The organism is Streptomyces sp. Inha503 (assembly GCF_047215865.1).
Taxonomy (GTDB): Bacteria; Actinomycetota; Actinomycetes; order Streptomycetales; family Streptomycetaceae; genus Streptomyces; species Streptomyces lycopersici.
Genome location: NZ_CP178360.1, coordinates 6267212 through 6293883, shown reverse-complemented (window position 1 = coordinate 6293883; position 26672 = coordinate 6267212). Strand labels below are relative to the sequence as shown.

The 26672-nt window shown below is 71.1% G+C and carries 22 protein-coding genes and 1 tRNA gene; 14 read left to right on the top strand and 9 right to left on the bottom strand.

Annotation, left to right across the window (positions count from 1 at the left end):
* The first annotated feature begins 116 nt into the window (after positions 1-116).
* The 4 genes from ACJX2R_RS25920 (at position 117) to ACJX2R_RS25905 (ending at position 5600) form a co-directional block, all read left to right on the top strand.
* Entirely contained in the window at positions 117-719 is a 603-nt protein-coding gene (locus tag ACJX2R_RS25920; RefSeq protein ID WP_413102082.1) for a hypothetical protein, read from the top strand.
* A gap of 276 nt (positions 720-995) precedes the next feature.
* Complete coding sequence (locus tag ACJX2R_RS25915; RefSeq protein ID WP_413102081.1) at positions 996-3332, top strand: MMPL family transporter; 2337 nt, start codon at positions 996-998, stop codon at positions 3330-3332.
* Between the two features lie 208 nt (positions 3333-3540).
* Entirely contained in the window at positions 3541-4923 is a 1383-nt protein-coding gene (locus tag ACJX2R_RS25910; protein ID WP_413102080.1) for a sensor histidine kinase, read from the top strand.
* Positions 4920-5600 (top strand): response regulator transcription factor, encoded by a 681-nt coding sequence (locus tag ACJX2R_RS25905; RefSeq protein WP_262702234.1) that lies wholly within the window; start codon positions 4920-4922, stop codon positions 5598-5600. The genes ACJX2R_RS25910 and ACJX2R_RS25905 overlap by 4 nt, the downstream gene beginning before the upstream one ends.
* 63 nt (positions 5601-5663) lie before the next feature.
* On the opposite strand, the gene ACJX2R_RS25900 is transcribed toward ACJX2R_RS25905, so the two are convergent.
* Positions 5664-6167, bottom strand: coding sequence for a hypothetical protein (locus tag ACJX2R_RS25900; RefSeq protein WP_413102079.1), 504 nt, complete (start codon positions 6165-6167; stop codon positions 5664-5666).
* 174 nt (positions 6168-6341) lie between these two features.
* On the opposite strand from ACJX2R_RS25900, the gene ACJX2R_RS25895 reads away from it, so the two are divergent.
* Both ACJX2R_RS25895 and ACJX2R_RS25890 read left to right on the top strand, forming a co-directional pair.
* Positions 6342-6794, top strand: coding sequence for a hypothetical protein (locus tag ACJX2R_RS25895; RefSeq protein ID WP_413102078.1), 453 nt, complete (start codon positions 6342-6344; stop codon positions 6792-6794).
* Between the two features lie 83 nt (positions 6795-6877).
* A tRNA-Met gene (locus ACJX2R_RS25890) sits at positions 6878-6951 on the top strand.
* 96 nt (positions 6952-7047) lie between these two features.
* On the opposite strand, the gene ACJX2R_RS25885 is transcribed toward ACJX2R_RS25890, so the two are convergent.
* The gene (locus ACJX2R_RS25885) at positions 7048-7773 is read right to left on the bottom strand and encodes a hypothetical protein (RefSeq protein ID WP_413102077.1); all 726 of its coding nucleotides are present in this window, start codon (positions 7771-7773) and stop codon (positions 7048-7050) included.
* A gap of 158 nt (positions 7774-7931) precedes the next feature.
* On the opposite strand from ACJX2R_RS25885, the gene ACJX2R_RS25880 reads away from it, so the two are divergent.
* Positions 7932-8798 (top strand): amidohydrolase family protein, encoded by an 867-nt coding sequence (locus ACJX2R_RS25880; RefSeq protein WP_262702229.1) that lies wholly within the window; start codon positions 7932-7934, stop codon positions 8796-8798.
* Between the two features lie 159 nt (positions 8799-8957).
* On the opposite strand, the gene ACJX2R_RS25875 is transcribed toward ACJX2R_RS25880, so the two are convergent.
* The gene (locus ACJX2R_RS25875) at positions 8958-9830 is read right to left on the bottom strand and encodes an LLM class F420-dependent oxidoreductase (RefSeq protein ID WP_262702228.1); all 873 of its coding nucleotides are present in this window, start codon (positions 9828-9830) and stop codon (positions 8958-8960) included.
* A 175-nt stretch (positions 9831-10005) separates the two neighbouring features.
* Between ACJX2R_RS25875 and ACJX2R_RS25870 the strand changes: the two genes are divergently transcribed.
* From ACJX2R_RS25870 to ACJX2R_RS25845, 6 genes are all read left to right on the top strand, one after another.
* Complete coding sequence (locus ACJX2R_RS25870; protein WP_262702227.1) at positions 10006-10743, top strand: response regulator transcription factor; 738 nt, start codon at positions 10006-10008, stop codon at positions 10741-10743.
* Between the two features lie 5 nt (positions 10744-10748).
* Positions 10749-12728 carry a sensor histidine kinase gene (locus ACJX2R_RS25865; RefSeq protein ID WP_413102076.1) on the top strand — a complete coding sequence of 660 codons (1980 nt, stop codon included), beginning with the start codon at positions 10749-10751 and terminating at the stop codon, positions 12726-12728.
* Between the two features lie 26 nt (positions 12729-12754).
* Complete coding sequence (locus ACJX2R_RS25860; protein WP_413102075.1) at positions 12755-14053, top strand: glycosyltransferase; 1299 nt, start codon at positions 12755-12757, stop codon at positions 14051-14053.
* Positions 14050-16374 carry a glycosyltransferase family 39 protein gene (locus ACJX2R_RS25855; protein WP_413102074.1) on the top strand — a complete coding sequence of 775 codons (2325 nt, stop codon included), beginning with the start codon at positions 14050-14052 and terminating at the stop codon, positions 16372-16374. Before ACJX2R_RS25860 ends, ACJX2R_RS25855 begins: the two co-directional genes overlap by 4 nt.
* 174 nt (positions 16375-16548) lie before the next feature.
* Positions 16549-18072 (top strand): MFS transporter, encoded by a 1524-nt coding sequence (locus ACJX2R_RS25850; protein WP_413102073.1) that lies wholly within the window; start codon positions 16549-16551, stop codon positions 18070-18072.
* Between the two features lie 81 nt (positions 18073-18153).
* Entirely contained in the window at positions 18154-18954 is an 801-nt protein-coding gene (locus ACJX2R_RS25845) for a TetR/AcrR family transcriptional regulator (protein WP_413102072.1), read from the top strand.
* 34 nt (positions 18955-18988) lie between these two features.
* Here ACJX2R_RS25845 and ACJX2R_RS25840 read toward each other — a convergent pair whose 3' ends face one another.
* The 3 genes from ACJX2R_RS25840 to ACJX2R_RS25830 form a co-directional block, all read right to left on the bottom strand.
* Positions 18989-19840, bottom strand: coding sequence for a YceI family protein (locus ACJX2R_RS25840; protein ID WP_413102071.1), 852 nt, complete (start codon positions 19838-19840; stop codon positions 18989-18991).
* 354 nt (positions 19841-20194) lie between these two features.
* The gene (locus ACJX2R_RS25835) at positions 20195-22834 is read right to left on the bottom strand and encodes an MFS transporter (protein ID WP_413102070.1); all 2640 of its coding nucleotides are present in this window, start codon (positions 22832-22834) and stop codon (positions 20195-20197) included.
* An 8-nt stretch (positions 22835-22842) separates the two neighbouring features.
* On the bottom strand, positions 22843-23331 hold the full coding sequence (locus ACJX2R_RS25830) for a MarR family winged helix-turn-helix transcriptional regulator (protein WP_413102069.1): 489 nt from the start codon (positions 23329-23331) through the stop codon (positions 22843-22845).
* 210 nt (positions 23332-23541) lie between these two features.
* Between ACJX2R_RS25830 and ACJX2R_RS25825 the strand changes: the two genes are divergently transcribed.
* Positions 23542-23742 carry a hypothetical protein gene (locus tag ACJX2R_RS25825; protein WP_262702218.1) on the top strand — a complete coding sequence of 67 codons (201 nt, stop codon included), beginning with the start codon at positions 23542-23544 and terminating at the stop codon, positions 23740-23742.
* Positions 23743-23830: 88 nt separating this feature from the next.
* Here ACJX2R_RS25825 and ACJX2R_RS25820 read toward each other — a convergent pair whose 3' ends face one another.
* The 3 genes from ACJX2R_RS25820 to ACJX2R_RS25810 all read right to left on the bottom strand — a co-directional run bounded on the left by ACJX2R_RS25820 (position 23831) and on the right by ACJX2R_RS25810 (position 26574).
* The gene (locus ACJX2R_RS25820) at positions 23831-24655 is read right to left on the bottom strand and encodes a hypothetical protein (protein ID WP_413102068.1); all 825 of its coding nucleotides are present in this window, start codon (positions 24653-24655) and stop codon (positions 23831-23833) included.
* 66 nt (positions 24656-24721) lie between these two features.
* Positions 24722-25552: an RNA polymerase sigma factor SigF gene (locus tag ACJX2R_RS25815; RefSeq protein ID WP_046085203.1), complete on the bottom strand. Its 831-nt coding sequence runs from the start codon at positions 25550-25552 to the stop codon at positions 24722-24724.
* 188 nt (positions 25553-25740) lie between these two features.
* On the bottom strand, positions 25741-26574 hold the full coding sequence (locus tag ACJX2R_RS25810; RefSeq protein WP_037956765.1) for an RNA polymerase sigma factor SigF: 834 nt from the start codon (positions 26572-26574) through the stop codon (positions 25741-25743).
* Between the last annotated feature and the right edge of the window lie 98 nt (positions 26575-26672).

The window sequence follows — 26672 nt, the reverse complement described above, 5'->3', positions numbered from 1 at the left end:
GTATTAGTTGTCCGTTAGCGGAACGCCAACGCGATCTTAGTAGAACGCCAACGCGGTCTTCGAAGCTGGTTGTCGTCCGGGAGCGAGACGACAGAACACAGCAACGCGAGGTCACGATGAACACCGCCACCACCACCAACCGCTTCCGCGGCCGCGCCGGCCGCCGTATCGCCGCCGCCCTGGTCGCGGCCGCTGCGCTGAGCCTGGGGGCCACGGCCTGCGGGCCGGAAGACTCCGGGGCCGACTCCGCCGGCTCCTCGGCCTCGGCCCAGCCCACCAGCGGCTCCTCCTCGGACAACTCCGGTTCGCAGGGCCAGAACGGCGGGAAGCAGGGCCAGAACGGCGGCAAGAACGACACGGCGCCACCCGCCGCCGGCAACGGTGGGGCCAAGGGCGGCGGCGCCGCCAACGCGGGGAACCACCGCGTATACGTCGGCACGCTGAAGTACCTCGCGCCCGGCAAGATGACCATCAAGCCCGAGAGCGGTGGCATGGAGCAGGCTTTCCTGATCTCCAACGCCACGAAGATCCTCGGCGCGGCCGCGATCTGCTCCGCCGACGGCGGCACCGTGTCCATCGGCGACGACGGTTACGGCACCTCCAAGTGCACCGTGGAGCAGCTGGAGAAGGCCGCGAAGACCAACAGCGTGACCGTACGCGTCACCATGAACCCCAAGTCCGGCGCCGCCGAGACGGTCGAGGAGAAGTACCACCCGTAAGCCACGGAGCCACGGAGCCACGGAAACCCGCACTCCCACACTTCCGCGCGCCCGGTGGGCCCTCCGCCCACCGGGCGCGCGCCTGCGCGCGATCAGGCACATGTGGTGACAACCGTCGTACCAGCGGCGGATCCGGTCGGCCGGTGTGTACTGCGTTCTCAGTAGCGCGAAATGTCGGCAGGCGCACGACGACAGGGCGGCCCGCTCCCGGAGAGCCTGGGCGGACGGTCGGCACCAGATGCGGACAGTCGGCACCAGATGTGGAGACCTCCTGCCGTGGCTACATTCCTTTACCAAGTGGGCCGTCTGGCCTTCCGGCGACGCTGGTACGTCGCCCTGGTCTGGGCGGCCGTCCTGGCCGCCGTCGGGCTGGGCGCGCTCAAGGCTTCGGGCGCTTCCGACGAGGGGTTCTCGATGCCGGGCATCGAGTCCCAGAAGGCGTTCGACCTGATGGAACAGCGCTTCCCCGGAGCTTCCGCCGACGGCGCGACCGCCCGGGTCGTCTTCGTCGCGCCGAGCGGTGAGAAGGTCACCGCCACCGAGAACCGGCAGGCCGTTGAGGAGGCCGTGGCCAACCTGGGCGACGGGGCTCAGGTCGCGAGCGCCGTCGACCCGTTCCGGGCGAAGGCCGTCAGCAGGGACGGCACGACGGCGTACGCGACGGTCACCTACAAGGTCGCCGCCAACGACCTCACCGACGCCAGCAAGAACCAGCTGGAGCGGGCCCTCCACACGGCGCGGGGCTCCGGGCTGACCGTCGAGGCCGGTGGAAGCGCGATGGACGGCGGTGGCGGGCCCGGCGGCGCGGCCGAGGTGATCGGTGTCGCGATAGCCGCCGTCGTGCTGCTCGTCACCTTCGGTTCGCTGGCCGCCGCCGGACTGCCGCTGCTGACCGCCATCATCGGCGTCGGCGTGAGCATGGCCACCATCCTGACCCTGTCCCAGGCGCTGGGCCTGTCCACGACGACCGGCACCCTGGCGATGATGCTGGGGCTCGCGGTCGGCATCGACTACGCCCTGTTCGTCGTCTCCCGCTACCGCGAGGAGCGCGCCAAGGGCCGGGTGCCGCGGGAGGCGGTCGGTCTGGCGGTCGGCACGGCCGGTTCCGCGGTCGTGTTCGCCGGGCTCACGGTCGTGATCGCGCTGGCCGGACTCGCGGTGGTCGGCATCCCGATGCTCACCAAGATGGGTCTGGCCGCGGCGGGCGCGGTCGTCGTGGCCGTACTGGTCGCGCTGACGCTGGTCCCGGCGTTCCTCGGCTTCTGGCCCAACGCCGTGCTCCGGCGGCGGGCCCGCGGGAGCGGCCGGATCGAGGAGGAGGGCACCCGGGACAACGGGGAGGGCGCCCGGGACAACGGGGGCAGTCGCTGGGCGCGGTTCGTGCTGCGGCGTCCGCTGCCCGTGCTGCTGCTGGGCGTGGTGGGCCTCGGGGCCCTCGCGGTGCCGATGACGGATCTACAGCTCGGCATGCCAGGTGACGAGGCCAAGTCGACCTCCACCACCGAGCGCCGGGCCTACGACGCGCTCGCCGAGGGCTTCGGGCCGGGCTTCAACGGGCCGCTGACGGTCGTCGTGGACGCGAAGGGGGACAGCGATCCGAAGGGCGCCGCCGACACGGTCGCGGAGGAGATCGGCCGTACCGAGGGTGTCGTCTCCGTCTCCCCGGCCCGCTTCAACGAGGCCGGTGACACGGCCGTCTTCCAGGTCGTGCCGTCCACGGCGCCGACCGACGAAAGGACCAAGGACCTGGTCACGACCATCCGGGGCGAGCGGCCCGGGGTCGAGTCCGAGACCGGGGCGACCTTCGAGGTCACCGGTACCACCGCGCTGAACATCGACGTCTCCGACAAGGTGCGGTCCGCGCTGATCCCCTACCTGGTGGTCGTGGTGGGCCTCGCGATCGTGCTCCTGCTGGTGGTCTTCAGGTCCCTGTTCGTCCCGCTGAAGGCGGCCCTCGGCTTCCTGCTTTCGGTGCTGGCCTCCCTCGGCGTGGTGGTCCTCGTCTTCCAGCAGGGCCACGGCGCCGGACTCCTGGGCGTGGAGCAGACCGGCCCGATCATGAGCCTGATGCCGATCTTCCTGGTGGGCATCATCTTCGGCCTGGCCATGGACTACGAGGTGTTCCTCGTCTCGCGGATGCGGGAGGCGTACGTCCACGGTGAGCGGCCCGGCCAGGCGATCACATCCGGGTTCCGGCACAGTGCGCGCGTGGTGGTGGCAGCCGCGCTGATCATGATCGCGGTGTTCGCCGGGTTCGTCGGCGAGAGCGACTCCATGGTCAAGATGATCGGGTTCGGGCTCGCCTCCGCCGTCCTGTTCGACGCCTTCGTCGTACGGATGGCGATCGTGCCCGCCGTGCTCGCCCTGCTCGGCGACAGGGCCTGGTGGCTGCCGAAGTGGCTGGACCGGCTGCTGCCCAAGGTCGACGTGGAGGGCGAGGCGCTCGGCCGCCGGGCGGGATCGGGACCACGGTCGGGGTCGGGATCGGGGCAGGATTCGGAATCGGGGCCGGGGTCGGGTTCGGGCTCGGGGCCGGATTCGGAATCGGGATCGGGCTCGGGATCGGGCCCGGAATTGGCCGGGACGAACGGTCTGGAAGTGGCCCGCAGCTGATCGACCGCCCGACTCGCCTCCACCGGGGCCGCCCGTGGCGAACGACATGGGCGGCCCCGGCGGCGGTCCGCGCGGCGGAACGGGCACGGTGGCCCACCGAGTACCGAAACGGGCATGGTGGCCCATGGGCCACCGAATCCGGCACGGTGGCCCACGGAGCGCCGAATCGGTCACGATGGCCCACAGCACCGAGCGGAGAGCCCAGCCGATGAGCACCAGCCTTGAGCGTTACACGGACCGTTTCGAGCAGTACGCCGACCGCTACCCCCACGTCATCGACGTGGTGCTGGTCCTGTCGCTGATGGGCTGTGCGGCCCTCGGCAGCAACCTCACCATGCCCGGCGCCGACCCACCCGACCAGGACCGGGCCGCCACCGCCCTCATGGGCGTGTCCTGCCTCGCCCTGCTGAAGTACCGCAGCCATCCGCGCACCGCGGTCGTCGTGACCGCGGTCTGCACCGTGATCGCGATCTCGCTGGGGTACCTGCTGACCCCCCTGCTGCTGGGGCCCGTCATGGCGGCGCTCTACTGGCTGGCCACGCTCACCGGCCGCAAGACCACCCGCGTCTTCGGCGGCACCATCATGGTGGCGGTGATGGTCGCGTCGGCGGTCTCCGACTCCATGGACAGTCTGTCCCTGGTGCTCCGGACGATCGGCCCCTTCTTCTGGCTGCTGCTGCCGCTCGCCGCCGGCAACATGACCCGGCTGCGGCGCGCCTACCTGGCGTCGGTGCAGGCCCGCGCCGAACACGCCGAGCGCACCCGGGAGGAGGAGGCACGGCTGCGCGTCACCGAGGAGCGCATGCGCATCGCCCGCGAGCTGCACGACGTCGTGGCCCACCACATGGCCCTGGCCAACGCGCAGGCCGGTACGGCCGCCCACCTCGCGCTCACCAGTCCGCAGCAGACGAAGAAGATCCTCAACGATCTGACCGGCACCACGTCCTCCGCGCTGCGCGAGCTGAAGGCCACGCTGGGACTGCTGCGCCAGAACGACGCCCCGTCCTCCGCGTCCCTGGAGCCGTCTCCCGGACTCGCCCGGCTGCCCGAGCTGGTCTCGGCGTGCGCGTCCGCGGGGCTCGCCGTCACGGTCAGCACGACGGGGGAGCCCCGCCCGCTCTCCCCCGGGGTGGACCTGACCGCGTTCCGGATCGTGCAGGAGGCGCTCACCAACGTCTCCAAGCACGCCGCCGTGGACTCCGCACAGGTACGTCTGGTCTACTCCGGAGCTCGGCTGCTGATCACGGTCAGCAACGACGGCCCGGACGCTAATGACACCCCCGAGGCCGCCGAGGCCGCCGAGGCCGCCAAGGCCACCGAGGCCACCGATGCAGTGCCGGGCCGGGGCTTCGGCGTCATGGGCATGCGTGAACGCGCCCGCACCATCGGCGGCGAACTCTGCGCGGGACCCCGCCCGGAGGGCGGCTTCGAGGTCACCACCGCGCTGCCGCTCCAGCCCTCGGTCCCTGAAGCAGCCGAGGCGCCCGGGACACCTGAAGCGCCTGAAGCCGCCGAGGTACCTGAAACACCCGAGGCGTCCGAGGCGTCCGTAGGCGCCACAGACGCTCCCGCGGGAGGGGAAAAGTCATGACCATCAGGGTGCTGCTCGCCGACGACCAGACCTTGCTGCGGGCCACCTTCCGGATCCTGATCGACTCCTGCGAGGACATGACGGTGGTCGGCGAGGCGTCGGACGGCGCGGAGGCGCTGGAGCTGACCCGCGCCCACCACCCCGACATCGTTCTCATGGACATCCGGATGCCGGGCACGGACGGCCTCGCCGCCACCTCCGCGATCTGCGCCGCCCCGGAGTTGGCCGCCACCCGCGTCCTCATCCTGACGACGTTCGAGACCGAGGACTATGTCGCCCAGGCGCTGCGTGCCGGTGCCAGTGGCTTCCTCGGCAAGGACGTCACCGCCGACACCCTGCTGGCCGGGCTGCGCACCGTGGCCTCCGGCGAGGCGCTGCTGTCACCCGCCGCGACCCGCACCCTCATCACGAACTTCCTCATGTCCCCCGCCCCCGACGCCCATCTCGCGCCTCCGCAACGCCTGTCGGAGCTCACCGTCCGTGAGCGCGAGGTGATGGGCCTGGCCGCCGAGGGCAAGTCCAACACCGAGATCGCCGAGGTCCTCACGCTCAGCCCGCTGACCGTGCGCACCCACGTTCACCGCGCGATGACGAAGCTGGGTGCCCGCGACCGTGCCCAACTGGTCGTCATCGCCTACCAGACGGGCCTGGTACGGGCGACTCCGCCCGCGCCGTGACTGCGACCGCGACCGCGACCGTGGACGTCGACCGTGGACGTCGACCGGCGTCACGGCGGGAGCTCACTTCTCGATCGGCGGGCAGTAGCCGGTGTCGTTGCCGATGGAGTTGATCTCGGCGTTGGACCTGTGGTCTCCCGCGTAGTTGATCTGGTTCGTGCACCTCATGCCGGGCTTCCTGGGGGTGCCCTTGGGGGTTTCGCCCTTCTCGATCGGCGGGCAGTAGCCGGTGTCGTTGCCGATGGAGTTGATCTCGGCGTTGGACCTGTGGTCTCCCGCGTAGTTGATCTGGTTCGTGCACCTCATGCCAGGCTTCCTGGGGGTGCCCTTGGCGGTGTCCTTGGCCTGGTCCTGGTCCTGGTCCTGGCCCTGGTCCTGGCCCTGGTCCTGGTCATTCGCCGTGGGTGCGGGGGATTGCGGGGCGCTCGCGGAGGCGGAGGGTGAGGACGAGGAGTCGGTCTCGCCGTCCTGGCATGCGGTGAGCCCGAGCGCGGCCACAGCGATGATCACGGCGGCGGCGGCCTTGCGGGCGTGGCGGTTGTGGCGGAGGGCGGTGCGGTGCGACATGGTCTTCCCCGTTCTCGCGATGTGGTGTCTCGCGGCGTGGTGTCTTGCGACGTGTGGTTCGGGCTCGTGAGAACAAGGCTGTCGGTCGCCGCTGATGATCCGCCGCCGTACGGCTAACGCTCCGCTAATGCCCGGGGCGGGCCGTCGGAGTGGAGTGATTGTGGAGTGGTTGCGGTGGCCAGGGACGCACTGGTCGACGACTATCCACCGGCGATCCGGGAGCGCTATGGCGCGCAGAGCGCGCAGAGCGCGCGGGGGAAGCGGGCGGCCGGGGTCATGGGGGCGTTGAACGCGGTGGTGTTCATCGCCGTGCCGGTCGCCGGGATGGTCGATCTGCACGGTCGGGCCGACGGCGGGCTCGGCTTCTGGCGCGCGTTCGTCTTCGGTGCCCTCCTCTGGCTAGCGCTCGTCGTCTTCGACTTGGTGGTTCTGGACTGGTGGCCGTTCTGCACGGTCCAGCCCCGGTTCATGGTGCTGCCCGGGACGGAGGGCATGGCCGAGTACCGGGACTACGGCTTCCACTGGCGGGTGCTCGCTCCCCGGCCCGTTCCCTGGCCGCTGCTGACGGCCTTTGGGTACGGGGCCGTCGTCGGTGCCGTCTCGGTCATGGCCGAGACGCTTTTCTGAGTGGTCTTTTCTGGGTGGTCGGCCGGGGGCGGCGATATGGATTTCCCTTAGCGGGGAGAACGACGTAGAGTTACGTCTACCGACGCGGGGTGGAGCAGCTCGGTAGCTCGCTGGGCTCATAACCCAGAGGTCGCAGGTTCAAATCCTGTCCCCGCTACTCAGGTATCGAGGGCCCGGCACTTCAGTGCCGGGCCCTCGATCGTTCGGCCGCGCCGGGGCCCCGCCGCCGTCCGCGCGTGGAGCCCCGCCGACGTCAACGCGTGACCCTCCAGCTCACCGGGCGCTTGGTGTCATCGCCTGTGCTGTACGTCACCACCGACGGCCGTATGCCGTTGGGCACCAGGAACACCTTGCACAGGGAGACCTTCGCCCCCACCGCGAAGTCGTCCGGGTCCTTCCCCGGGCAGGCCGTCACCTCGGTGTCGCCAGTGATGAGCGGCTGGTCGTCCACACCGTTCGTGTCCTCGAGGCCGGTGGGGGTGTTGAGGAAGGGGTAGTGGAGGGAGCTCCCGCCGATGTTCTCGAAGGTCATGGTGACGTAGTACGGCTGGGTGGTCCGTATGTCGGACGGTTCCACATCCGCCGCCCTCAGCTCGGCATGGGTGCCCTTGCGCACGCTCACCGCCGTGACCCGCAGGGCGCCGCGCATATGGTCCGAGCCGCGCTTGTAGGTGACCGACGTGGGCTCGCCGAGCCGGAGGGTCTTGCCGCCGTCGCTGTCGGCCGCCATGTCGGCGCGGGTCGCGGGCTGCCGTCGGCCGGACGCGGCGGTGTCGTCCTCGCAGCCGGTGGTGGCGAGGGCGAGGAGGGTGACACCGAGGGCGCAGACGAGAGCGGTCCCGGATCGGGCGGCGGCGCGAGGCGGGCGGTTGAGCATGGACGGTCCCCCGGTGGTTGGTGATGGTCGGTTGGTGACGACGCCGAACGAGTGGTGATCGCCGAGCGAGTGGTGACTGCCGTAGGTGGATACGTCGGTCACGGAGCGTCAGTTCACCTTCTCGGTTCCCCTTGTGGTGATCTTGCTGCGGCAGATCGTCATGGGCGTGACAAAACCACTGGTCGAGGCTGTGATCAACTCAAGGCGAGAGCTTGAGACGAGGCTGTAGCAATACGCCCGGGGCAACTACCGTGATCGGTATGGACGATCCCGCCGTGGAGTCGGTGCAGCGGTTCTGGCAGGAGCTCGGGCTGCCCGGACTCATCGATGTGCACACCCACTTCATGCCCCAGCGCGTACTGGACAAGGTCTGGGCCTTCTTCGACGCCGTCGAGCCCCGCTGGCACATCACCTACCGCGAGGAGGAGGCCGAACGCCTCGCCACGCTAAGGGCGTTCGGGGTGCGGGCCTTCACCTCGATGCTCTACCCCCACAAGCCCGACATGGCGCGGTGGCTGAACGACTGGGCGGCCGACTTCGCCGCCCGTACGCCCGACTGTCTGCACACCGCGACCTTCTTCCCCGAACCCGGGGTGGAGGGGTACGTGCGCACGGCGCTCGAGGGCGGGGCGCGGGTGTTCAAGGCCCATGTGCAGGTGGGGGCGTACGACCCGGGCGACGCGCTGCTCGACCCGGTGTGGGGCATGCTCGCCGGGAGCGGGACGCCCGTCGTCATCCACTGCGGTTCGGGACCCCACCCGGGCAAGTACACCGGACCGGAGCCGGTGGGGCGGGTGCTGGCCCGCCACCCTCGGCTGCGCCTGATCATCGCGCATATGGGGCTGCCGGAGTACTCGGACTTCCTGGGGCTGGCGGAGCGGTACGAGGGGGTCCACCTGGACACCACGATGGTCTTCACCGACTTCACCGAGCGCCAGTGGCCGTTTCCGCGGTCGGAGCGGGAGCGGCTGGCCGCACTGGGGGACCGGGTGCTGTTCGGGAGCGACTTCCCCAACATCCCCTACGGATACCGGCATGCGCTGGACGCGCTGACGCGGGTCGGGCAGGACGAGGAGTGGCTGCGCGGGGTGTGTTACGGGAACGCGGCGCGGCTGTTCGGGATATGACGGTCGGGATATGACGGGTTGTGGCCGCTCGGATGCGGCCCCTTGTGGATGGAGTGCTTTCCGGATCCGGATGCGGCCGTTGTGGACAGCGCACGCGGTCTGGATATGAGGCTCGCCCGGTGCCTGCGCAGGCGCCGGGCGAGGGGCTGACCGGAACCGTCAGCTCTTGTCCAGCGGCAGTGCCTCGGCCAGCGTGCGCCACTGCTCGCGGGGGAGAGCCTGGTCCTCGCTCACCACCTGGATCGCGAGGTGGTCCGCGCCCGCGGCCAGGAACTCGTCCACGCGCGCCCGGATCGTCTCCGCGTCGCCGAGCGCGTACATGGCGGCGAGGAGACGGTCGCTGCCGCCGTCCGCGAAGTCCGCGTCCTCGAAGCCCAGCCGCTTGAAGTTGTTGGTGTAGTTGGGCAGCGCCAGGTAGCGGCCGAGGTAGTCGCGGGCGGTGGCGCGGGCGCGCTCCGGGTCGGTGTCGAGGACGACCTTCAGCTCCGGCGCGAGCACGGCCTCCTTGCCGAGGACGTCGCGGGCCTCGGCGGTGTGCTCCGGGGTGACGAGGTACGGATGCGCGCCGGCCGCGCGGTCGCGGGACAGCTCGAGCATCTTCGGGCCGAGCGCGGCCAGGACCCGCTGGGCCGCGGGGACCGGGGTCGGGGCGGAGTCCAGCGCGGTCAGGTACTCCTTCATCGCCGTGTACGGGCGCTTGTAGCGCTCACCGGCGAGCGCACTGTGGCTCACGCCGAGGCCGAGGAGGAAGCGTCCGTCGTGGGCGGCGTTGAGCGCGGTGTGCCGCTCGGCGACGTAGGCCGCCTCGTGGTCCCAGATGCTCAGGATCCCGGTCGCGACGGTGATCCGGGAGGTGGCGTCCAGCAGGACTCCGGCCTGATCCGGGCTGGGACTGCCACCGAGCCACACGGCGCCGTACCCCAGCTCGTCCAGCTCGGCCACTGCCTCGCTGACCTGCGCTGATGGGGCGAAGTCCGTCTTGAGGGCCGCGGTCCAGATGCCGATCTTGCCAAGTGCGGGACGAGAAGTCATACAGGGGGAAGCCGGAGAGTCCTTCCGGTTATTCCGCGGCCCGCGTAGTCGTTCCGTGCCCCCGGATCCGCTGATTCGCCTCCCGGCCGGTCCCGTCCCCGCCTCCACGGGATTCTCAGGTAATTCACAGGCGGCCGAAAGGGACCTCTCAGGGCCCGCTCCGAGGGTGGAGGTCATGATGCCGACCTCGCCTCATGGGCGTACCGAGCTGCTGCGCCCCGACGGGAGCCCCGTCCGGGTGCTGGTCGTGGACGACGAGTCGGCGCTCGCCGACCTGCTGTCGATGGCCCTGCGCTACGAGGGGTGGGAGGTGCGCACCGCGGGTGACGGCGCGGAGGCGATCCGGATCACCCGTGAGCTGCGCCCGGACGCGGTGGTCCTGGACATCATGCTGCCCGATATGGACGGGCTCGCCGTGCTGGGGCGGCTGCGCCGCGAACTGCCCGATGTCCCGGTGCTGTTCCTGACCGCGCGGGACGCGGTGGAGGACCGGATCGCGGGGCTGACGGCGGGCGGCGACGACTACGTCACCAAGCCGTTCAGCCTGGAGGAGGTCGTCGCCCGGCTGCGCGGGCTGCTGCGCAGGTCGGGGGCGGCGGCCGCGCGCAGTGAGTCGGTGCTGGCGGTCGGGGATCTGGTCCTGGACGAGGACAGCCACGAGGTGTCGCGCGGTGGACGGGAGATCCATCTCACCGCGACCGAGTTCGAGCTGCTGCGCTACCTCATGCGCAATCCGCGCCGGGTGCTCAGCAAGGCGCAGATCCTCGACCGGGTCTGGAGCTATGACTTCGGCGGCCAGGCCAACGTGGTCGAGCTCTACATCTCGTATCTGCGGCGCAAGATCGACGCGGGGCGCAGCCCGATGATCCACACCCGGCGGGGCGCCGGTTATCTGATCAAGCCCGGGGAGTAGACACCGTGGCGCACCCCCCGCCCCGGCCGCCCCGGCCGCCCCGGGGCCCCGAGATGCCCGGCACCGACGGGATGCCCGGCACCGACGGGATGCCCGGCACTGACGGGATGCCCGGCCGCTCCCAGCCGCCCCGGGGCGCGGGAGCGGCGGCGCAGGGGCGCGCGCACGCCCGGCGCACCCAGCGGGCCGGGCGCCGCCCCTGGTCCCTGCGCACGCGCCTGGTCGTCTCGGCCGTCGCCCTGATCGCGGTGGTCTGCGCGGTGATCGGCTCGGTCACCACCCTCGCCCTCCAGTCGTACCTCCAGGGCCAGGTGGACGACGATCTGCGTGCATCCATCGGGCGGTTCCTGAACAAGCCGGGACCGGAGCGCGAACTCCCCCGGGACGATGTGCTCTTCGTCGCCTCGCCCGGTCAGCCCATCGGCACGGTCGGGGCGCGGTTCGGCAAGGACGGCGAGATCACCATGTCGGGTAAGAGCAATGACTCGCCCATGACGAACGAACTCGACGCCGAGAGCCGGGTGGACCCCCTGACCAGCGGCCAGCAGAAGGCAATCGCCGCCGTTCCCCTGGACGGGGACGTGCACACCATCGATCTGCCCGGCCTCGGCGGCTATCGGGTGGTGGCCCAGTCGGACCACCGGGACGGTGGCATCATCCTCGCCTTCCCGCTCGACCAGACGCAGGAGACGGTCAACACCCTCATTCTCGTGGAGGTCTGTGTGGCCGCGGCCGGGCTGGTCGCGGCCGGGATCGCCGGGGCCGCGATGGTCGGCATCTCGCTGCGGCCGCTGCGCCGGGTGGCCGCGACCGCGACCCGGGTCTCCGAACTCCCCCTGCACAGCGGCGAGGTGGCGCTGCGTGAGCGCGTCCCGGCCTCGGAGGCCGATCCGCGTACCGAGGTCGGCCAGGTGGGCGCGGCGCTCAACCGCATGCTCGGCCATGTGGAGTCGGCGCTCGCGGCCCGTCAGGAGAGCGAGACACGGGTGCGGCAGTTCGTCGCCGACGCCAGCCATGAGCTCCGTACGCCGCTCGCCTCGATCCGCGGCTACGCCGAGCTGACCCGGCGCGGCCGGGAGGAGATCGGGCCCGACACCCGGCATGCCCTCGGCCGGGTCGAGTCCGAGGCCGGGCGGATGACCGGTCTGGTCGAGGATCTGCTGCTGCTGGCCCGGCTGGACGCGGGACGGCCGCTGGAATGCGCGGAGGTCGATCTGTCCCCGCTGGTCGTGGACGCCGTCAGCGACGCGCGGGCGGTCGGCTCGGACCACGAGTGGCGGCTGGAACTGCCCGATGAACCGGCGGTCGTCTTCGGCGACGACGCCCGGCTGCGCCAGGTGCTGGTGAACCTCCTGGCCAACGCGCGGACGCACACCCCGGCCGGTACCACGGTCACGGCGCGGGTGCTGTGGGGCGGGCCGCAGGCGTCGCCGTACCCCTCGCCGTATCCGGCGCCGTACGGGCTCTCCTATGGGATGTCCTACGGCGCGTCCTCCCATGGCCACCGTAAGGAGCGCGGCTCGCCGTCCGCCCAGCCGCACGCCCAGCCCTCCGCCCGGTCCCAAGTCCAGCCGTCCGCCCGGCCCCAGGCTCAGCCCTCCGCCCGGTCCCAAGCTCAGCGGTCCGCCCCGCCCTACGGCTCCCCGTACGCGGCCGCCCGCGCCGCCGGGGCCTTCGGCCCGCCGCGGCCGCCCGCGTACGTATCGCTGGAGATCGAGGACGACGGTCCCGGCATCCCGCCCGAACTGCTGCCGCATGTCTTCGAGCGGTTCGCGCGCGGCGACGCCTCACGCTCCCGCGCCGCGGGCAGTACGGGGCTCGGCCTGGCCATCGTGCACGCGGTCGTGGCCGCGCACGACGGGCAGGTGACGGTGGACAGCGTGCCCGGACGCACCGTGTTCGGCGTCCACCTGCCCGTGCACCGGGTCGTTCACCAGGGCGTAACGGACTCACAGGCAGGCCACAGGCTGACCACACAGCCGTGACAGCGCGGCTCGCGACCGTCGACCTCATGCGAACCGACACCCCTCTCGGGGCTCCGCCCGAGACACCCCTCCAAACTTTGCCCGTGCGCGGGCCGGTGACGGTCGTGCGCGGCCGTCCGGTGCTGGACGTCGTCATCCCCGTCTACAACGAGGAAGCGGACCTCGAGCGGTGCGTACGACGGCTGCACGACCATCTGGCCCGCACCTTCCCGTACGGCTTCCGGATCACCATCGCCGACAACGCCAGTACGGACCGCACGCCCGACCTCGCGGCCTACCTGGACGAGTCCATCGAGGAGGTGACGGCGGTCCGGCTGGAGCAGAAGGGGCGCGGGCGGGCGCTGCGCACCGTGTGGTCGCTGTCAGAGGCGCCCGTGCTCGCCTATATGGACGTCGATCTGTCCACGGACCTCAAGGCGCTGCTGCCGCTGGTGGCCCCGCTGATCTCCGGGCACTCCGACCTGGCGATCGGATCGCGGCTGTCCCGCAGCTCACGGGTGGTGCGCGGGCCCAAGCGGGAGTTCATCTCGCGGGCGTACAACCTGATTCTGCGCGGCAGCCTGGCCGCCCGCTTCTCCGACGCCCAGTGCGGATTCAAAGCCATCCGTAAGGACGTCGCGGAGCGGCTGCTGCCGCTGGTCGAGGACACCGGGTGGTTCTTCGACACCGAGATGCTGGTGCTGGCAGAGCGGGCCGGGCTGCGCATCCACGAGGTGCCGGTGGACTGGGTGGACGACCCCAACAGCACGGTCCACATCGTGAAGACGGCCACCGATGACCTCAAGGGCGTGTGGCGGGTGGGGCGCGCGCTGGCCACCGGTGCGTTGCCGCTGGACCGGGTGCGCCGTCCGTTCGGCGACGATCCGCGCGACCGGGAGCTGAGCGGGGTGCCGAAGGGCCTGGCCCGTCAGCTGGTCGGGTTCTGTGTGGTCGGCGCGCTGAGCACACTGGTCTATCTGCTGCTGTACTCCCTCTTCCGGATGGGCACCGGCCCGCAGGTGGCCAACGCGCTGGCGCTGCTGCTGTCGGCGCTCGGCAACACCGCGGCCAACCGGAGGCTCACCTTCGGCGTACGCGGCCGGGACCGCGCGATGCGCCACCAGGCCCAGGGGCTGGTCGTCTTCGGCATCGGCCTGGTGCTGACCAGCGGCTCCCTCGCCGCCCTGGACGCCGTCCCCGGCACCGCCTCGCACGGCACCGAACTGGCCGTGCTGATCGCGGCGAACCTCGCCGCCACCGTACTGCGCTTCCTGCTCTTCCGGGCCTGGGTCTTCCCGTCGGACAGCGGGGCCACGACCGACCACGACCCGAGGACCGATCGATGACCACCTACGACTACGGCACCCGTGAAGCCGGGCCGCCACCGGCCCCCGTCGCCACTCCCCGGCCGGGCCCGCGGGCGCCCGGCGGCTCGCGCCTGGCGCGGGCCTGGAGAGGACGGCCGGAGGACCCGCGCTGGGCACGGCCCGCCCTGTGGGCCCTGCTGGCCGCCACCACCGTGCTCTATCTGTGGAGCCTGGGCGCGTCCGGCTACGCCAACCAGTTCTACTCGGCCGCCGTGCAGGCGGGCGGCGAGAGCTGGAAGGCGTTCTTCTTCGGCTCCTCCGACGCCGCGAACTCCATCACCGTCGACAAGCCCCCGGCCGCGCTGTGGCCGATGGCCCTGTCGGTGCGGCTCTTCGGCCTCTCCTCCTCGGCGGTCCTCGCCCCCGAGGCGCTGATGGGCGTCGCGACGGTCGGGGTGCTGTACGCGGCCGTACGGCGCAGGTTCGGCGCGGCCGCCGGGCTTATCGCGGGCGCGGCGCTCGCGGTGACCCCGGTCGCGGCGCTGATGTTCCGCTTCAACAACCCCGACGCGCTGCTGTGCCTGCTGATGGTCTCCGCGATCTACTGCGTGCTGCGCGCCCTGGAGGACGCGCGCACCAAGTGGCTGGTGCTGGCCGGGGTCTGCTTCGGCCTCGGCTTCCTCACCAAGACGCTTCAGGCGTGGCTGATCCTGCCGCCGCTCACGGTGGTGTACGCGGTGTGCGCCCCGGCGAAGTTCGGCCGGCGGATCGGGCAACTGCTGCTCGCGGGGCTCGCGATGGTGGTCTCCGGCGGCTGGTGGGTCGCGATCGTCGAGTTGTGGCCGGAGTCCTCGCGCCCGTACATCGGCGGTTCGCAGCACAACAGCTTCCTGGAGCTGACCTTCGGCTACAACGGTCTGGGCCGGATCAACGGCGATGAGACCGGCAGCGTCGGCGGGGGCGGTCCGGGCGGCGGCGGTGGCGGTGGCGGCCGGTGGGGCGACACCGGGATCGACCGGCTCTTCGGCTCCGACATGGGCGGTCAGATCGCGTGGCTGCTGCCCGCGGCGTTCATCCTGCTGGCGGCGGGCATCTGGCTGACCTGGCGGGCGAGGCGCACCGACACCCGGCGCGCGGCCTTCCTGGTGTGGGGCGGGGCGCTGCTGATGACCTTCGCGACCTTCAGCTTCATGTCCGGGATCTTCCACCAGTACTACAACATCGCCCTGGCGCCTTATATCGCGGCGCTCGTGGGCATGGGCGCGACCCTGCTGTGGGAGCGGCGGAGCGAGGGCGGCCGGGCCGGGGCGGCGGCCTCGGCCGTGCTGGCCGTCACGGTGGCGGTCACCGCGTATCTGTCGTACGTCCTGCTGGGGCGGTCGCCGGACTGGCACCCCTGGCTGCGCTGGGCGGTGCTGATCGGCGGGCTCACGGCGGCGGCCGGGCTGCTGCTGACGGCGCGCCTGGGCCGGAGGGCGGCGCTGGCCGCGGCGGGCCTCGGCCTCGCGGCGGGGCTGGCCGGGCCGGTCGCGTACACGCTCAACACGGTGGAGACCCCGAAGCACGGCTCCATCGTGACGGCCGGTCCGTCGGTGGCGGGCGGTATGGGCGGCCCCGGTGGCGGCTTCCCGGGCGGCGGCCGGGGCGGTCCGCCGGGGATGCAGAACGGGCGCCAGGGCGCGGGCCAGCAGGGGCAGGGGCAGGGCCAGGGTCAGGGCAATCAGCAGGGCGGTCAGGGCCAGGGTGGTCCGCAGGGCATGCCGGGCGGTGGCACCGGCGGTGGTCAGCCGGGTGGTGGCCAGAACGGCTTCCCCGGCGGGGGCTTCCCGGGCGGCGGCCAGTCCCCGCGCAACGGCACCGGCAACGCGCAGGGCGGCCAGGGGCAGAACGGCCGGCCGGGCATGTTGCCCGGCGGCGGCATGGGCGAGGGCGGCCGCCGTGGCGGCGGCATGGGCGGACTGCTCGACGGTCAGCAGGTCGACGCCGACGTGGAGGCGAAGCTGGAGAAGAACGCCGACGACTACACCTGGGCGGCCGCGGCGATCGGCTCCCAGAACGCCGCCAGCTACCAACTCGCCACCGAGAAGCCCGTGATGGCCATCGGCGGCTTCAACGGCAGCGACCCGTCCCCGACGCTCGCCCAGTTCAAGGAGTATGTGAAGCAGGGCAGGATCCACTACTTCATCTCCTCGGGCACCGGCATGGGCGGCGGGCCGGGCGGCGGCCAGGGGACCTCGTCCCAGATCACCTCCTGGATCGAGTCCACCTACAAGAAGGTCACCGTGGGCAGCGCCACGCTCTACGACCTGACCCAGAAGGCGTCGACGAAGGCGCCGACGTCCTCGAAGTCCTCCGGCTGACCCCGGAGTCCCGTTGGGTACGGGCCGGTGGTCGCGGGTTCACCCCCGCGATCACCGGCCCGTATGCGTATGCGACGCGCGCACATAATTCGCTGTACGGCGTACAGCGGCACTTGTACGGTGTAAGGCCCAGCACATCGCCATACACCGTAGAAGACCCTGTCTGGAGTCCCCATGACGGTCTCGACCGCCGACGCCGCCTCCGCGCCACCCGATCAGTCCCCTGGCGGCCATCCCCAGCGCTGGTTGATCCTCGCCGTGATCTGCCTTGCCCAGCTCACCGTGTTGCTGGACAACACGATCCTCAATGTGGCGGTCCCCTCCCTGGCCAGGGAGATGGATGCCCGCACGGCCGACATCCAGTGGATGATCAACGCCTATTCGCTGGTCCAGTCGGGGCTGCTGCTCACCGCGGGCAGCGCCGCCGACCGCTACGGGCGGAAGAAGCTGCTGGTCGCCGGGCTCGCCCTGTTCGGCGTCGGCTCCTTCGCGGCGTCGATGGCGCAGGACTCCGGCCAGCTGATCGCCGCCCGCGCGGGCATGGGCATCGGCGGGGCGCTGCTGATGACCACGACGCTCGCCGTCGTGGTGCAGGTCTTCGACGAGGGCGAACGGGCCAAGGCCATCGGGCTGTGGGGTGCGGTCAGCTCGCTCGGCTTCGCCGCGGGGCCGCTGATCGGCGGCTCGCTGCTGGAGCACTTCTGGTGGGGCTCGATCTTCCTGATCAATATCCCGGTGGCGCTGCTCGGGCTGGTGGCCGTGGTCTGGATGGTGCCGGAGTCGAAGGCGCCGACCAGCGACCGCCCCGATCTGCTCGGCGCGCTGCTCTCCACGGTCGGCATGACCGGCATCGTCTTCGCGATCATCTCCGGGCCGGAGCACGGCTGGACCTCCAGCCGGGTGCTGCTTTCGGCCTTCATCGGCATCACCGTGATGGCCGGATTCGCGCTGTGGGAGCGTCATATCCCGTATCCGATGCTGGATATGCACTTCTTCCGCGACCGCCGGTTCGTGGGCGCGGTGGCGGGCGGCATCCTGGTGGCCTTCGGGATGGGCGGTTCGCTCTTCCTGCTCACCCAGCATCTACAGTTCGTGCTCGGCTATGACGCGCTGGACGCGGGGCTGCGCACCGCGCCGCTCGCCCTGGTGATCGTCGTGCTCAACCTCACCGGTGTCGGCGCGCGGCTGCTGCCCAAGCTCGGGACCCCGGTGACCATCGTCGGCGGGATGGGGCTGCTCGCGGCCGGTCTCGCCGCCATCGCGACGCTCGGCGCGCATGGCTATGGCGGAATGCTCTTGGGGCTGGTGGTGATGGGGGTCGGTATCGCGCTGGCCGGGCCCGCGATGGCGAACGCGATCATGTCGGCCATCCCGCCGGAGAAGGCGGGGGTGGGCGCGGGGATCAACGGCACGCTCACCGAATGCGGCAACGGGCTCGGTGTCGCCGTCCTCGGCGCCGTGCTCAACTCCCGCTTCGGCTCGCTGCTGCCCGCGGCCGCCACCGGAGCGGGCTCGCTCCCGGCCGCCCTCGCCGCCGCCCGTACCCCCGAGGACCGCGAGGCCGTTGCCGACGCCTTCGCCTCGGGCGTGGAGACCAGCCAGCTGGTCGGCGCGGCGGCCGTGCTGGCGGGTGGAGTGCTGGCCGCCCTGCTGCTCAGCAGGGCCGAACGATCTTCACAGGAGGCCCCGGCGGAATAGCATCTTCAGGTAGTGAGGTGCCGCGTGCCCGGTCCCGGGACGTACGTGGCGCCAGCGCACCGGAGAAAGAGAGGCGCCGCCATGGCAACCGGCAGCCGCACCGTTCCCCCGCGGTCCAGCGTCTGGCTCTCCGAGCGTAAAACCCCCAAGCGCAAGGGCGACCAGCAGCCCGTGGGGCTCGACCATCTGAAGATCGTCGCGGCGACGATGCGGCTGCTGGACGCCGAGGGACTTTCGGGCTTCTCGATGCGGCGGCTCGCGGCGGAGCTCGGGGTGACCGCCATGTCGGTCTACTGGTACGTGGAGACCAAGGACCATCTGCTCGAACTCGCCCTCGACGCGGCCATGGGCGAGATAGCGCTGCCCATCGAGGCCGTCGGACCCGTGGAGCCCGTCGGATCCGTGGAAGGCCTTGAGCACGTCCCGGCCGAGCCGCGGGACTGGCATGAGCAGCTGCGCCAGGTCGCCACCGAGTACCGGCGGGTGCTGGTGCGCCACCCCTGGCTGCCGGCGCTGCTGGGGGAGTACCTCAACATCGGGCCCAACGCGGTGGTCTTCAACAACGCCGCGCTGGCCGTGATGCGCAACAGCGGGCTGCCGGACGACAGGATCACCAGCGCGCTGGCGCTCGTCTACCAGTTCGTCTACGGCTTCGGCACGATCGAGGGCCGCTTCGCCGCCCGCTGCCGGGCGGCGGGGGTCACCCAGGACGAGCTGTTCCACGAGATGATGGGCACGGTCGAGGACCGTATGGAGTTCGACGGGGCGCGGAAGATCATGGAGGCTCGCGGGGGCACCACGGTCCAGGAGATGCAGGACCGCGACTTCGCCTTCGCCCTGGACCTCGCGATCGCCGGTATCGAGGCACTGAGGGACCGATAGCGCTCGGTGGCGGGCGGGTCAGGCCATGGGCAGGTCAGGCCGTGGGGAGCTGCTCGCCCTGCACCGCCTGTATGTCCAGCTCCACCCGCAGGGTGGTGCCGATCGCCGCGATGCCCGCCGCGACCACCTGGTTGTAGTTCATCGCGAAGTCCTCGCGGCGCAGCTCGGCGACGGCCCGGAAGGCCGCCCGCACCCCGCCCCAGGGGTCGGGGCCGGTGCCCAGGTACGTCAGGTCCAGGTCCACGTCCCGGACCACGCCGTGCATCGACAGCTCGCCATGGACCGTCCAGCGGTCGGCCCCGGCCGCGCTCAGATGCGTGCTCCGGTACGTCAGCTCCGGGAACTCCTCCACATTGAGGAAGTCGGCCGACTTCAGATGGCCGTCCCGCATCGTGTTGCCGGTGTCGATGCTGGCGGCCCGCATGACCGCCTCGACGCGCGACTTCTCGATGTCCTCGGCGACCTCGATCCGCCCGCTGAACTCGGTGAACCGGCCGTGGACGCTGGAGATCCCCAGGTGCTGGGCGACCGCGGCCACCGTCGAATGCGCCGGGTCGATCGTCCACGCCCCGGGCGGTGGAAGCTCCACCCCGCCCTGGCGCGCCAGCACCACCGTGCCCACGTCGGCCCGCCCGGAGGCCGTGACGATCGCCGTGGACGCGACCGGGGCGTAGCCGACCGCGGTGGCGATGATCGTGTAAGGCCCCGGCGGCAGCGGCTCGTCGGTCCGCACGGCGCCGTCCGTGTCGGCCTGCGCGCGCAGCACCTGGGCGCCCGTCATATCGGTGACGGTCAGCACCGCGTGCTGGACCGCCCAGCCGTCGCGGGTGTGGATCCGGGCCCGCAGCCCCGCTCCCCCGCCTGCTCCTGCTCCTGTGGTCGTCATGCCGCGTTTCGCTCCCGCTCGGGTGTCGCCGTGTTGCTTGTCCTGCTCGGCGTGTTGCTCGTGTTGCTCGTGTTGCTCACGCCGCTCATGTCGCCCGGCGCGCTGGTCGTGCGCGCCGGGTCGGCGTGCTGGTCGTATTCGCCGTGCTGGTCATACTCGTCCTGCTGGTCATACTCGCCGTGCTGGTGGTACTCGTCGTGTCTGTGCGCCGGATCCGGGCGGCGGCGTCAGGCCGTCCCCTGCCTTCACTACACCGCCGCCGGGATCCGGGTTCCGGGTCCGGCCGAGAAATCCGCCGCCCGGGCCGGGCCCGGGGCGCGACTCCGCTCTTGCGCGCCCCGGGCCCGGGGTCCGTCACTCGCCCGGGTGGGCGAGCTCCACGTCGTGGCCGTCGACGCCGGGCCCGGAGACCGTCAGCGCCCCCGCGACCGGCGGGTAGCCGCTCGCGATGACCGTGTAGTCGCCCGCGTCCAGGTCGGTGAAGGCGTACGCGCCGTCCTCACCGGTGGTGGCGGTGGCGACCACGTTCCCGGCCGAGTCCACGAGGGTGACCCGCGCGTCGGGCAGCGGCCGCCGGTCGGCACCGGCCCGGACTATGCCCTGCACCCGGGCGCCGGCCTGTAGCGCTATCTCCACCCGGGTCAGCCCCTGGGCGCCCACCTCGACGGGCAGGGCCGCGGGCCGGTAGCCCGGCGCGTTCACCGCGACCGTGAAGGTCCCGGAGACCAGCTCCTCGAAGCCGAAGTCGCCCTGCTCACCGGTCTTCCCGGTGGCCAGCACCTCACCGCGGACATCGGTGACCACGACCATCGCCGCGTCCACCGGCCGGCCGTCGGCGGCACCGCGCACGGTGCCCACCAGACCGCTGGTGGCCGACAGGACGATGTCGAAGCCGAGCGGCTCGTCCCCGACCACGACCGTGGACGCCTGCGGCTGGTGGCCGTCGGCCGCCGCGATCAGGACGTACGAGCCGGAGCCCGGCGCGTCCAGGGCGTACGAGCCGTCGGGGTGCGCCACCGATCGGCCCAGCTGCCGCCCGGCGAGCGAGATCAGCGTCACCGCGGCGCGGGCGACGGGGCCGCCCTCCGCGTTCCGCACGAAGCCGTGCACACCCTGCCGGGGCTGACGGTCCGCGCCGTCGCCCCCGGCGGAGGCGAAGGCCGTGAGGCGCTGCGGAGCGGTGGCCGTCCGCGGGGCGGTGGCCGCGAGGGCACCGTCGGCGTCCGGCTGGTAGGTCTCGGCGGCCGGGGCGCCCACGAGCGCGGGCTCGAGGTCGGCGACCTGCCCGGTGGCGGCCGTGGCCGCCACCGTGTCGGCCGGGGCCGCGTCGGCGGCCGGGGCGCCCGAGGTGGCCGCGGCGGCCTGCTGGGAGCCGGAGTTGGTCTTCAGGGCGACCTCCTTGATGAACAGGGTCAGCAGGAAGGCGAGGAACGCGGCCGGGGCGGCGAAGAGGAAGACGTCCGCGACACCGTGCCCGTAGGCGCTCTCCATGATCGTGCGCATCGGCTCGGGCAGCGCCCGTACGTCGGGGATGCCACCGCCGCCGGTGCCGCCGTGACCCAGCGCGGCGCCCTTGGGGCCGAGTTCGGCCAGGCCGTCCTTGACGTAGTGGGTGACCCGGTTGGCGAGCACCGCGCCGAGCGCCGAGACGCCGACCGCACCGCCCAGGGAGCGGAAGAAGGTGACGACGGAACTGGCCGCGCCGAGGTCCTGCGGGGCCACCTGGTTCTGGGTGGCCAGCACCAGGTTCTGCATCATCATGCCGATGCCGAGGCCCATGAGCGCCATGTAGATCGACATGTGCCAGTACGGGGTGTCGTACCGGATGGTGCCCAGCAGACCGAGGCCCGCCGTCACTAGCACACCGCCGCTGACCAGCCATGCCTTCCAGCGACCGGTCTTGGTGATGATCTGACCGGAGACGGTCGAGGAGATGAACAGGCCACCGATCATCGGGATGGTCATGACGCCGGACATGGTGGGCGACTTACCGCGCGCCAGCTGGAAGTACTGGCTGAAGAAGACGGTTCCGGCGAACATCGCGATACCGACGAAGAGCGACGCCAGCGACGCGAGGGTGATCGTCTTGTTGCGGAACAGCCGCAGCGGGATGATCGGCTCGCTCGCCTTGGACTCGATCAGCAGGAAGATCAGACCGAGCGCGATCGAACCGCCGACCATCGCGTAGGTCTGCCACGAGATCCAGTCGTACTTGTCGCCCGCGAAGGTCACCCAGATCAGCAGCAGCGAGACCGCGGCGCTGATGAAGAAGGCGCCGCCCCAGTCGACCTTGACGTCCCGCTTCACCACGGGGAGCTTCAGGGTCTTCTGAAGGACGATCAGGGCGATGACGGCGAACGGCACGCCGACGTAGAAGCACCAGCGCCAGCCCAGCCAGTCGGTGTCGGTGATCACGCCGCCCAGCAGCGGACCGCCGACGGTCGCGACGGCGAAGGTCGCGCCGAGGTAGCCGCTGTACCGGCCGCGCTCCCGGGGGGAGATCATCGCGGCCATGACGATCTGGGCGAGGGCGGACAGACCGCCGACGCCGATGCCCTGCACCACACGGCAGGCGATCAGCATGCCGGGGCTCTGCGACAGACCGGCCACCACGGAGCCCGCGACGTAGATCACCAGGGCTATCTGGACCAGCAGCTTCTTGCTGAAGAGGTCGGCGAGCTTGCCCCAGAGCGGCGTGGTGGCCGTCATGGCCAGCAGGGTGGCGGTGACGACCCAGGTGTAGGAGGACTGGCTGCCGTTGAGGTCAGCGATGATCTTGGGCAGCGCGGCGGAGACGATCGTCGACGACAGGATCGCGACGAACATCCCCAGCAGCAGCCCGGAGAGCGCCTCCATGATCTGCCGGTGGGTCATCGGCGCCGAGGAGTCCGCGTCGTGGCCGTGCTGGCCTCTGTGGCCTCCTCCGCCGTGCTTGGCGTGGGCGGGGTGCCCCGCGGGTCCCCGCACACCGCCGTCCGGTGTGGTCGTTGCCATGAAGTTCCTTAACGTTGCGAAGGTGTACGGGTGATGCTGGTCTCCGCCTGATGCGGCAGAGCCCGGGAACGGGTGTCCCCGAAACTCGACCGCAACCGGGCGAGAAGTTCATTGAGGCGGTCGACGTCCTCGTCCGACCAGTCGCTCAGACAGCTGGCGAGCGCCTCTGTGTAGCGCTCGGAGACCTGGCCGAGCAGTGCTCGACCGCTGGGGTTGATGCTCAGCAGCCGCGACCGCCGGTCCAGCGGGTCGGGCTTGCGGTCCACCCAGCCGCGGTTCGCGACATGCGCCACATGCCGGCTGGTCACCGACATGTCGATGTCGAGCAGCTCGGCGAGCTTGCTCATGCGCATCTCGCCGTAGCGGTCGAGGAGCATCAGGACGATGGCGGAGCCCGACGGGCAGTCGGTCGGCAGGACGCGCCCCAGCCCGCGCTTGACGGTGCCGATGGCGCTGAGCTGCCGGGCCAGCTCCTCATAGTGGCGCTGCGCGGCCACGGCACCCCCAGTGGGATTGGTCGAATGGTCAGTTGCTTAAGGCAACCATAGAAGAAGTTAGTTGCTACAGGCAAATGAAAGGGTGGTCTGGGCGGTAAATTGCCGTTAAAGAGTCGTCCTGGAGTCGGTCAAGCGGGGCGGCTGAGGTGCAAGGGGCTGCTGAGACCCGGGGGTGTCCCGGAATCCGCTCGTTCGCTAGGGTCGGGGCTCATGGCGAACAACCCCCAGAGCCCCAACGGGAACCAGGACCCGGCCGGCTCCACCCAGATGTTCCGCGCCTTCGTCGACGAGGGCACTCGGCAGCCTCAGACGTCCACCGGAGCGGGCGGCGGTTCGCGCGTCGGCCTGATCGTCGGTGTGATCGCGGCGGTCGTGATCGTCGCGGGGGTGGCCTGGCTGGCGCTGGGCTGAGCCACGAAGCCCTGACGCTCACCGCGGGGGTCCGAGCTTCCGCGGGGAGTCCTGAGCTCCCACTCCCCTTACGGCTGCCGGGCCGGCCTTACGGCTTCCAGCTGACCGAGATGTCCTGTGTCTCGATATGCATGCCCAGCGGCACCCGCCAGTCGTCCACGCACACCGTCCAGGTCTTCTCCTTCTTCTGGCCCGCGCCGATCGGCGCGGGCAGCTCTTCCTTGGACTCCAGCGTGGCCCAGTCGATGCCGAGTGCGTCGATCACATGCGTCCCGAAGGTGACGGTGCCCGAGGCGACCGGCGCTCCTCCGGTGTTACGGAACTCGACCTTCACCTTCTCGCACCAGCGCTCATCGGTCGCCGTGCGCTCCGGCTTGCCGACCTTGAGTGCGGCCGGTCCGGTGGGCGTGGGGGTGCCGGAGGGGTCCGAACCGGAGCCGGAGGGCGAGGGCTCGCCGGGTTCGTCACCCTTGGGTCCGTCGTCGCCCGGGGGGTCGTCGTTACGTCCCGGGGCCCCGGAGCCGTTCTTCCCGCCGCTCGGGCCGCCTGAGCCGTCGGTGCGGTCGGGGGTCTTCGCGGATGCCGAGGGCCCCCGCGATGCCGGTCCGTCCGTTCCGCCGTCCGTGGAGGCCTCGGGTCCGGCCGCGCCCCGATCGCGCTTTCCGTCCGTGCCGCCCTTACCGTCGCGATCGTTGTCCGCGCCGCCCTCGTCCAGGGGCACCAGGTCGACGTCGCCCTTGGGTGGCACGGCGTTCGCGGTCCGCTGGCCATCGGGCCCGGCCGCCCCGGCGGCCACATAGCCGTCGCCGCCACCGCCGCAGCCGCTGAGGAGTGCCCCCAGGCACAGCGCGGCCGCCGAGGAGGCGATTGCCGTGCCTCGGCGGCCCGTTGTCCGGCTCCATGCGTATCGCATCGGGCCAGTGTGGCTGACGACCCGTCAGGTGTACAGGGATCCGACAGGGGACCGGCCAGTGGCGGCTCAGTCCGAGATCAGGCCCTCACGCAGCTGGGCCAGGGTCCGGGTGAGCAGCCGGGAGACGTGCATCTGGGAGATCCCGACCTCTTCGCCGATTTGCGACTGCGTCATATTGGCGAAGAAGCGCAGCATGATGATCTGGCGCTCGCGCGGCGGCAGTTTGGCCAGCAGGGGCTTGAGCGACTCGCGGTACTCCACGCCCTCCAGCGCGCTGTCCTCGTACCCCAGCCGGTCGGCGAGCGACCCCTCGCCGCCGTCGTCCTCGGGGGACGGGGAGTCCAGCGAGCTGGCCGTGTAGGCATTGCCCACCGCGAGCCCGTCGACCACGTCCTCCTCGGAGACGCCCAGCGCCGTGGCCAGCTCGGTGACGGTCGGGGAGCGGTCGAGCTTCTGTGACAGCTCGTCACTGGCCTTGGTGAGGGCCAGACGCAGCTCCTGTAGCCGCCGCGGGACCCGCACCGACCAGCTGGTGTCGCGGAAGAACCGCTTGATCTCGCCCACGACGGTCGGCATGGCGAACGTCGGGAACTCCACGCCGCGTTCGCAGTCGAAGCGGTCGATCGCCTTGATCAGGCCGATGGTGCCGACCTGGACGATGTCCTCCATCGGCTCGTTACGGCTGCGGAACCGGGCCGCCGCGTAACGGACGAGCGGGAGGTTCAGCTCGATGAGGGTGTCACGGACGTAGCCGGCCTCCGCACTGTCCTTGTCGAGTGTGGCGAGCCGCAGGAAGAGGGAGCGGGAGAGGGTGCGGGTGTCGATGGCGTCGCAGTCGTCAGGCATGTGCGGTGCGTCGTTGTTGAGCACCTTCGAGCTGCCCAGTTCTACGGACATGCCACCCCCTAGAGGTCGCGGACGGATCCCAGCTGCGCGGTTCGTGTCCGACGCAGCCTCCCCCTGAATACCGGAGGTCGGGCCGCGGCAAACGCGGTTCCAGCAGAATGTCACATGTCGGCAACACGCTGTAGCGCCATGTCGACATTACAGCCTTGGGGCCCCGGGGCGGAGGTCCCTCGCAAGGATCAGGACTCGATCCGGTTTGCGGATCTCAGCCGGGCGAAGCTCCGGGAGAGCAGCCGGGACACATGCATCTGGGAGACGCCGAGCTCGGCGCTGATCTGGGATTGCGTCAAGTTGCTGTAGTAACGGAGCAAAAGGATACGCTGCTCGCGCTCGGGCAGTTGTACGAGCAGATGGCGGACCAGATCGCGGTGCTCGACTCCGGCGAGCGCGGGATCCTCGTAGCCGAGCCGGTCGACGAGACCGGGCAGTCCGTCGCCCTCCTGGGCGGCCTCCAGGGAGGTGGCGTGATACGAGCGGCCCGCCTCGATACAGGCCAGCACCTCCTCCTCGCTGAGCTTGAGCCGTTCGGCGATCTCGGCCGTCGTCGGGGAGCGGCCGTGCAGCACGGTCAGATCCTCTGTCGCGCCGTTGACCTGCACCCATAGCTCGTGCAACCGGCGCGGGACATGGACGGTGCGGACGTTGTCGCGGAAGTAGCGCTTGATCTCGCCCACGACGGTCGGCATGGCGAAGGTCGGGAACTGCACCCCCCGGTCCGGGTCGAACCGGTCGATCGCGTTGATCAGGCCGATCGTGCCGACCTGGATTACGTCCTCCATGGGCTCGTTGCGGCTGCGGAAGCGGGCCGCGGCGTAGCGGACCAGCGGCAGATTGGCCTCGATGAGCGCGGCGCGCACGCGGGCGTGCTCGGGGGTTCCGGGGGTGAGGCCCGAGAGCTCGGCGAAGAGCACCTGGGTGAGCGCTCTGGCGTCAGCCCCGCGGCTTCTGCCGCTTTCGCTGCCGCCATCGCCCTGGGGCGGGGTTCTGGGCGCGGTACGGGCCGACACGGTCACGCCACCCCTTCACGATGTACTCACCCGGCAAAAGCGGTCATAGCATCACAAGACATGTGCACTGTGTGCAAGCACCGCTTTACCACGTGTTGATGGAG

Excerpts from the sequence above, each read along its gene's own strand:
- ACJX2R_RS25905 (WP_262702234.1), top strand. The coding sequence starts at position 4,920 with ATGACCATCAGGGTGCTGCTCGCCGACGACCAGACCTTGCTGCGGGCC.
- ACJX2R_RS25850 (WP_413102073.1), top strand. The coding sequence starts at position 16,549 with ATGACGGTCTCGACCGCCGACGCCGCCTCCGCGCCACCCGATCAGTCC.
- ACJX2R_RS25880 (WP_262702229.1), top strand. The coding sequence starts at position 7,932 with ATGGACGATCCCGCCGTGGAGTCGGTGCAGCGGTTCTGGCAGGAGCTC.
- ACJX2R_RS25900 (WP_413102079.1), bottom strand. The coding sequence starts at position 6,167 with ATGTCGCACCGCACCGCCCTCCGCCACAACCGCCACGCCCGCAAGGCC.
- ACJX2R_RS25815 (WP_046085203.1), bottom strand. The coding sequence starts at position 25,552 with ATGTCCGTAGAACTGGGCAGCTCGAAGGTGCTCAACAACGACGCACCG.
- ACJX2R_RS25870 (WP_262702227.1), top strand. The coding sequence starts at position 10,006 with ATGATGCCGACCTCGCCTCATGGGCGTACCGAGCTGCTGCGCCCCGAC.
- ACJX2R_RS25910 (WP_413102080.1), top strand. The coding sequence starts at position 3,541 with ATGAGCACCAGCCTTGAGCGTTACACGGACCGTTTCGAGCAGTACGCC.
- ACJX2R_RS25855 (WP_413102074.1), top strand. The coding sequence starts at position 14,050 with ATGACCACCTACGACTACGGCACCCGTGAAGCCGGGCCGCCACCGGCC.
- ACJX2R_RS25825 (WP_262702218.1), top strand. The coding sequence starts at position 23,542 with ATGGCGAACAACCCCCAGAGCCCCAACGGGAACCAGGACCCGGCCGGC.
- ACJX2R_RS25860 (WP_413102075.1), top strand. The coding sequence starts at position 12,755 with ATGCGAACCGACACCCCTCTCGGGGCTCCGCCCGAGACACCCCTCCAA.
- ACJX2R_RS25835 (WP_413102070.1), bottom strand. The coding sequence starts at position 22,834 with ATGGCAACGACCACACCGGACGGCGGTGTGCGGGGACCCGCGGGGCAC.
- ACJX2R_RS25920 (WP_413102082.1), top strand. The coding sequence starts at position 117 with ATGAACACCGCCACCACCACCAACCGCTTCCGCGGCCGCGCCGGCCGC.
- ACJX2R_RS25875 (WP_262702228.1), bottom strand. The coding sequence starts at position 9,830 with ATGACTTCTCGTCCCGCACTTGGCAAGATCGGCATCTGGACCGCGGCC.
- ACJX2R_RS25820 (WP_413102068.1), bottom strand. The coding sequence starts at position 24,655 with ATGCGATACGCATGGAGCCGGACAACGGGCCGCCGAGGCACGGCAATC.
- ACJX2R_RS25840 (WP_413102071.1), bottom strand. The coding sequence starts at position 19,840 with ATGACGACCACAGGAGCAGGAGCAGGCGGGGGAGCGGGGCTGCGGGCC.
- ACJX2R_RS25845 (WP_413102072.1), top strand. The coding sequence starts at position 18,154 with ATGGCAACCGGCAGCCGCACCGTTCCCCCGCGGTCCAGCGTCTGGCTC.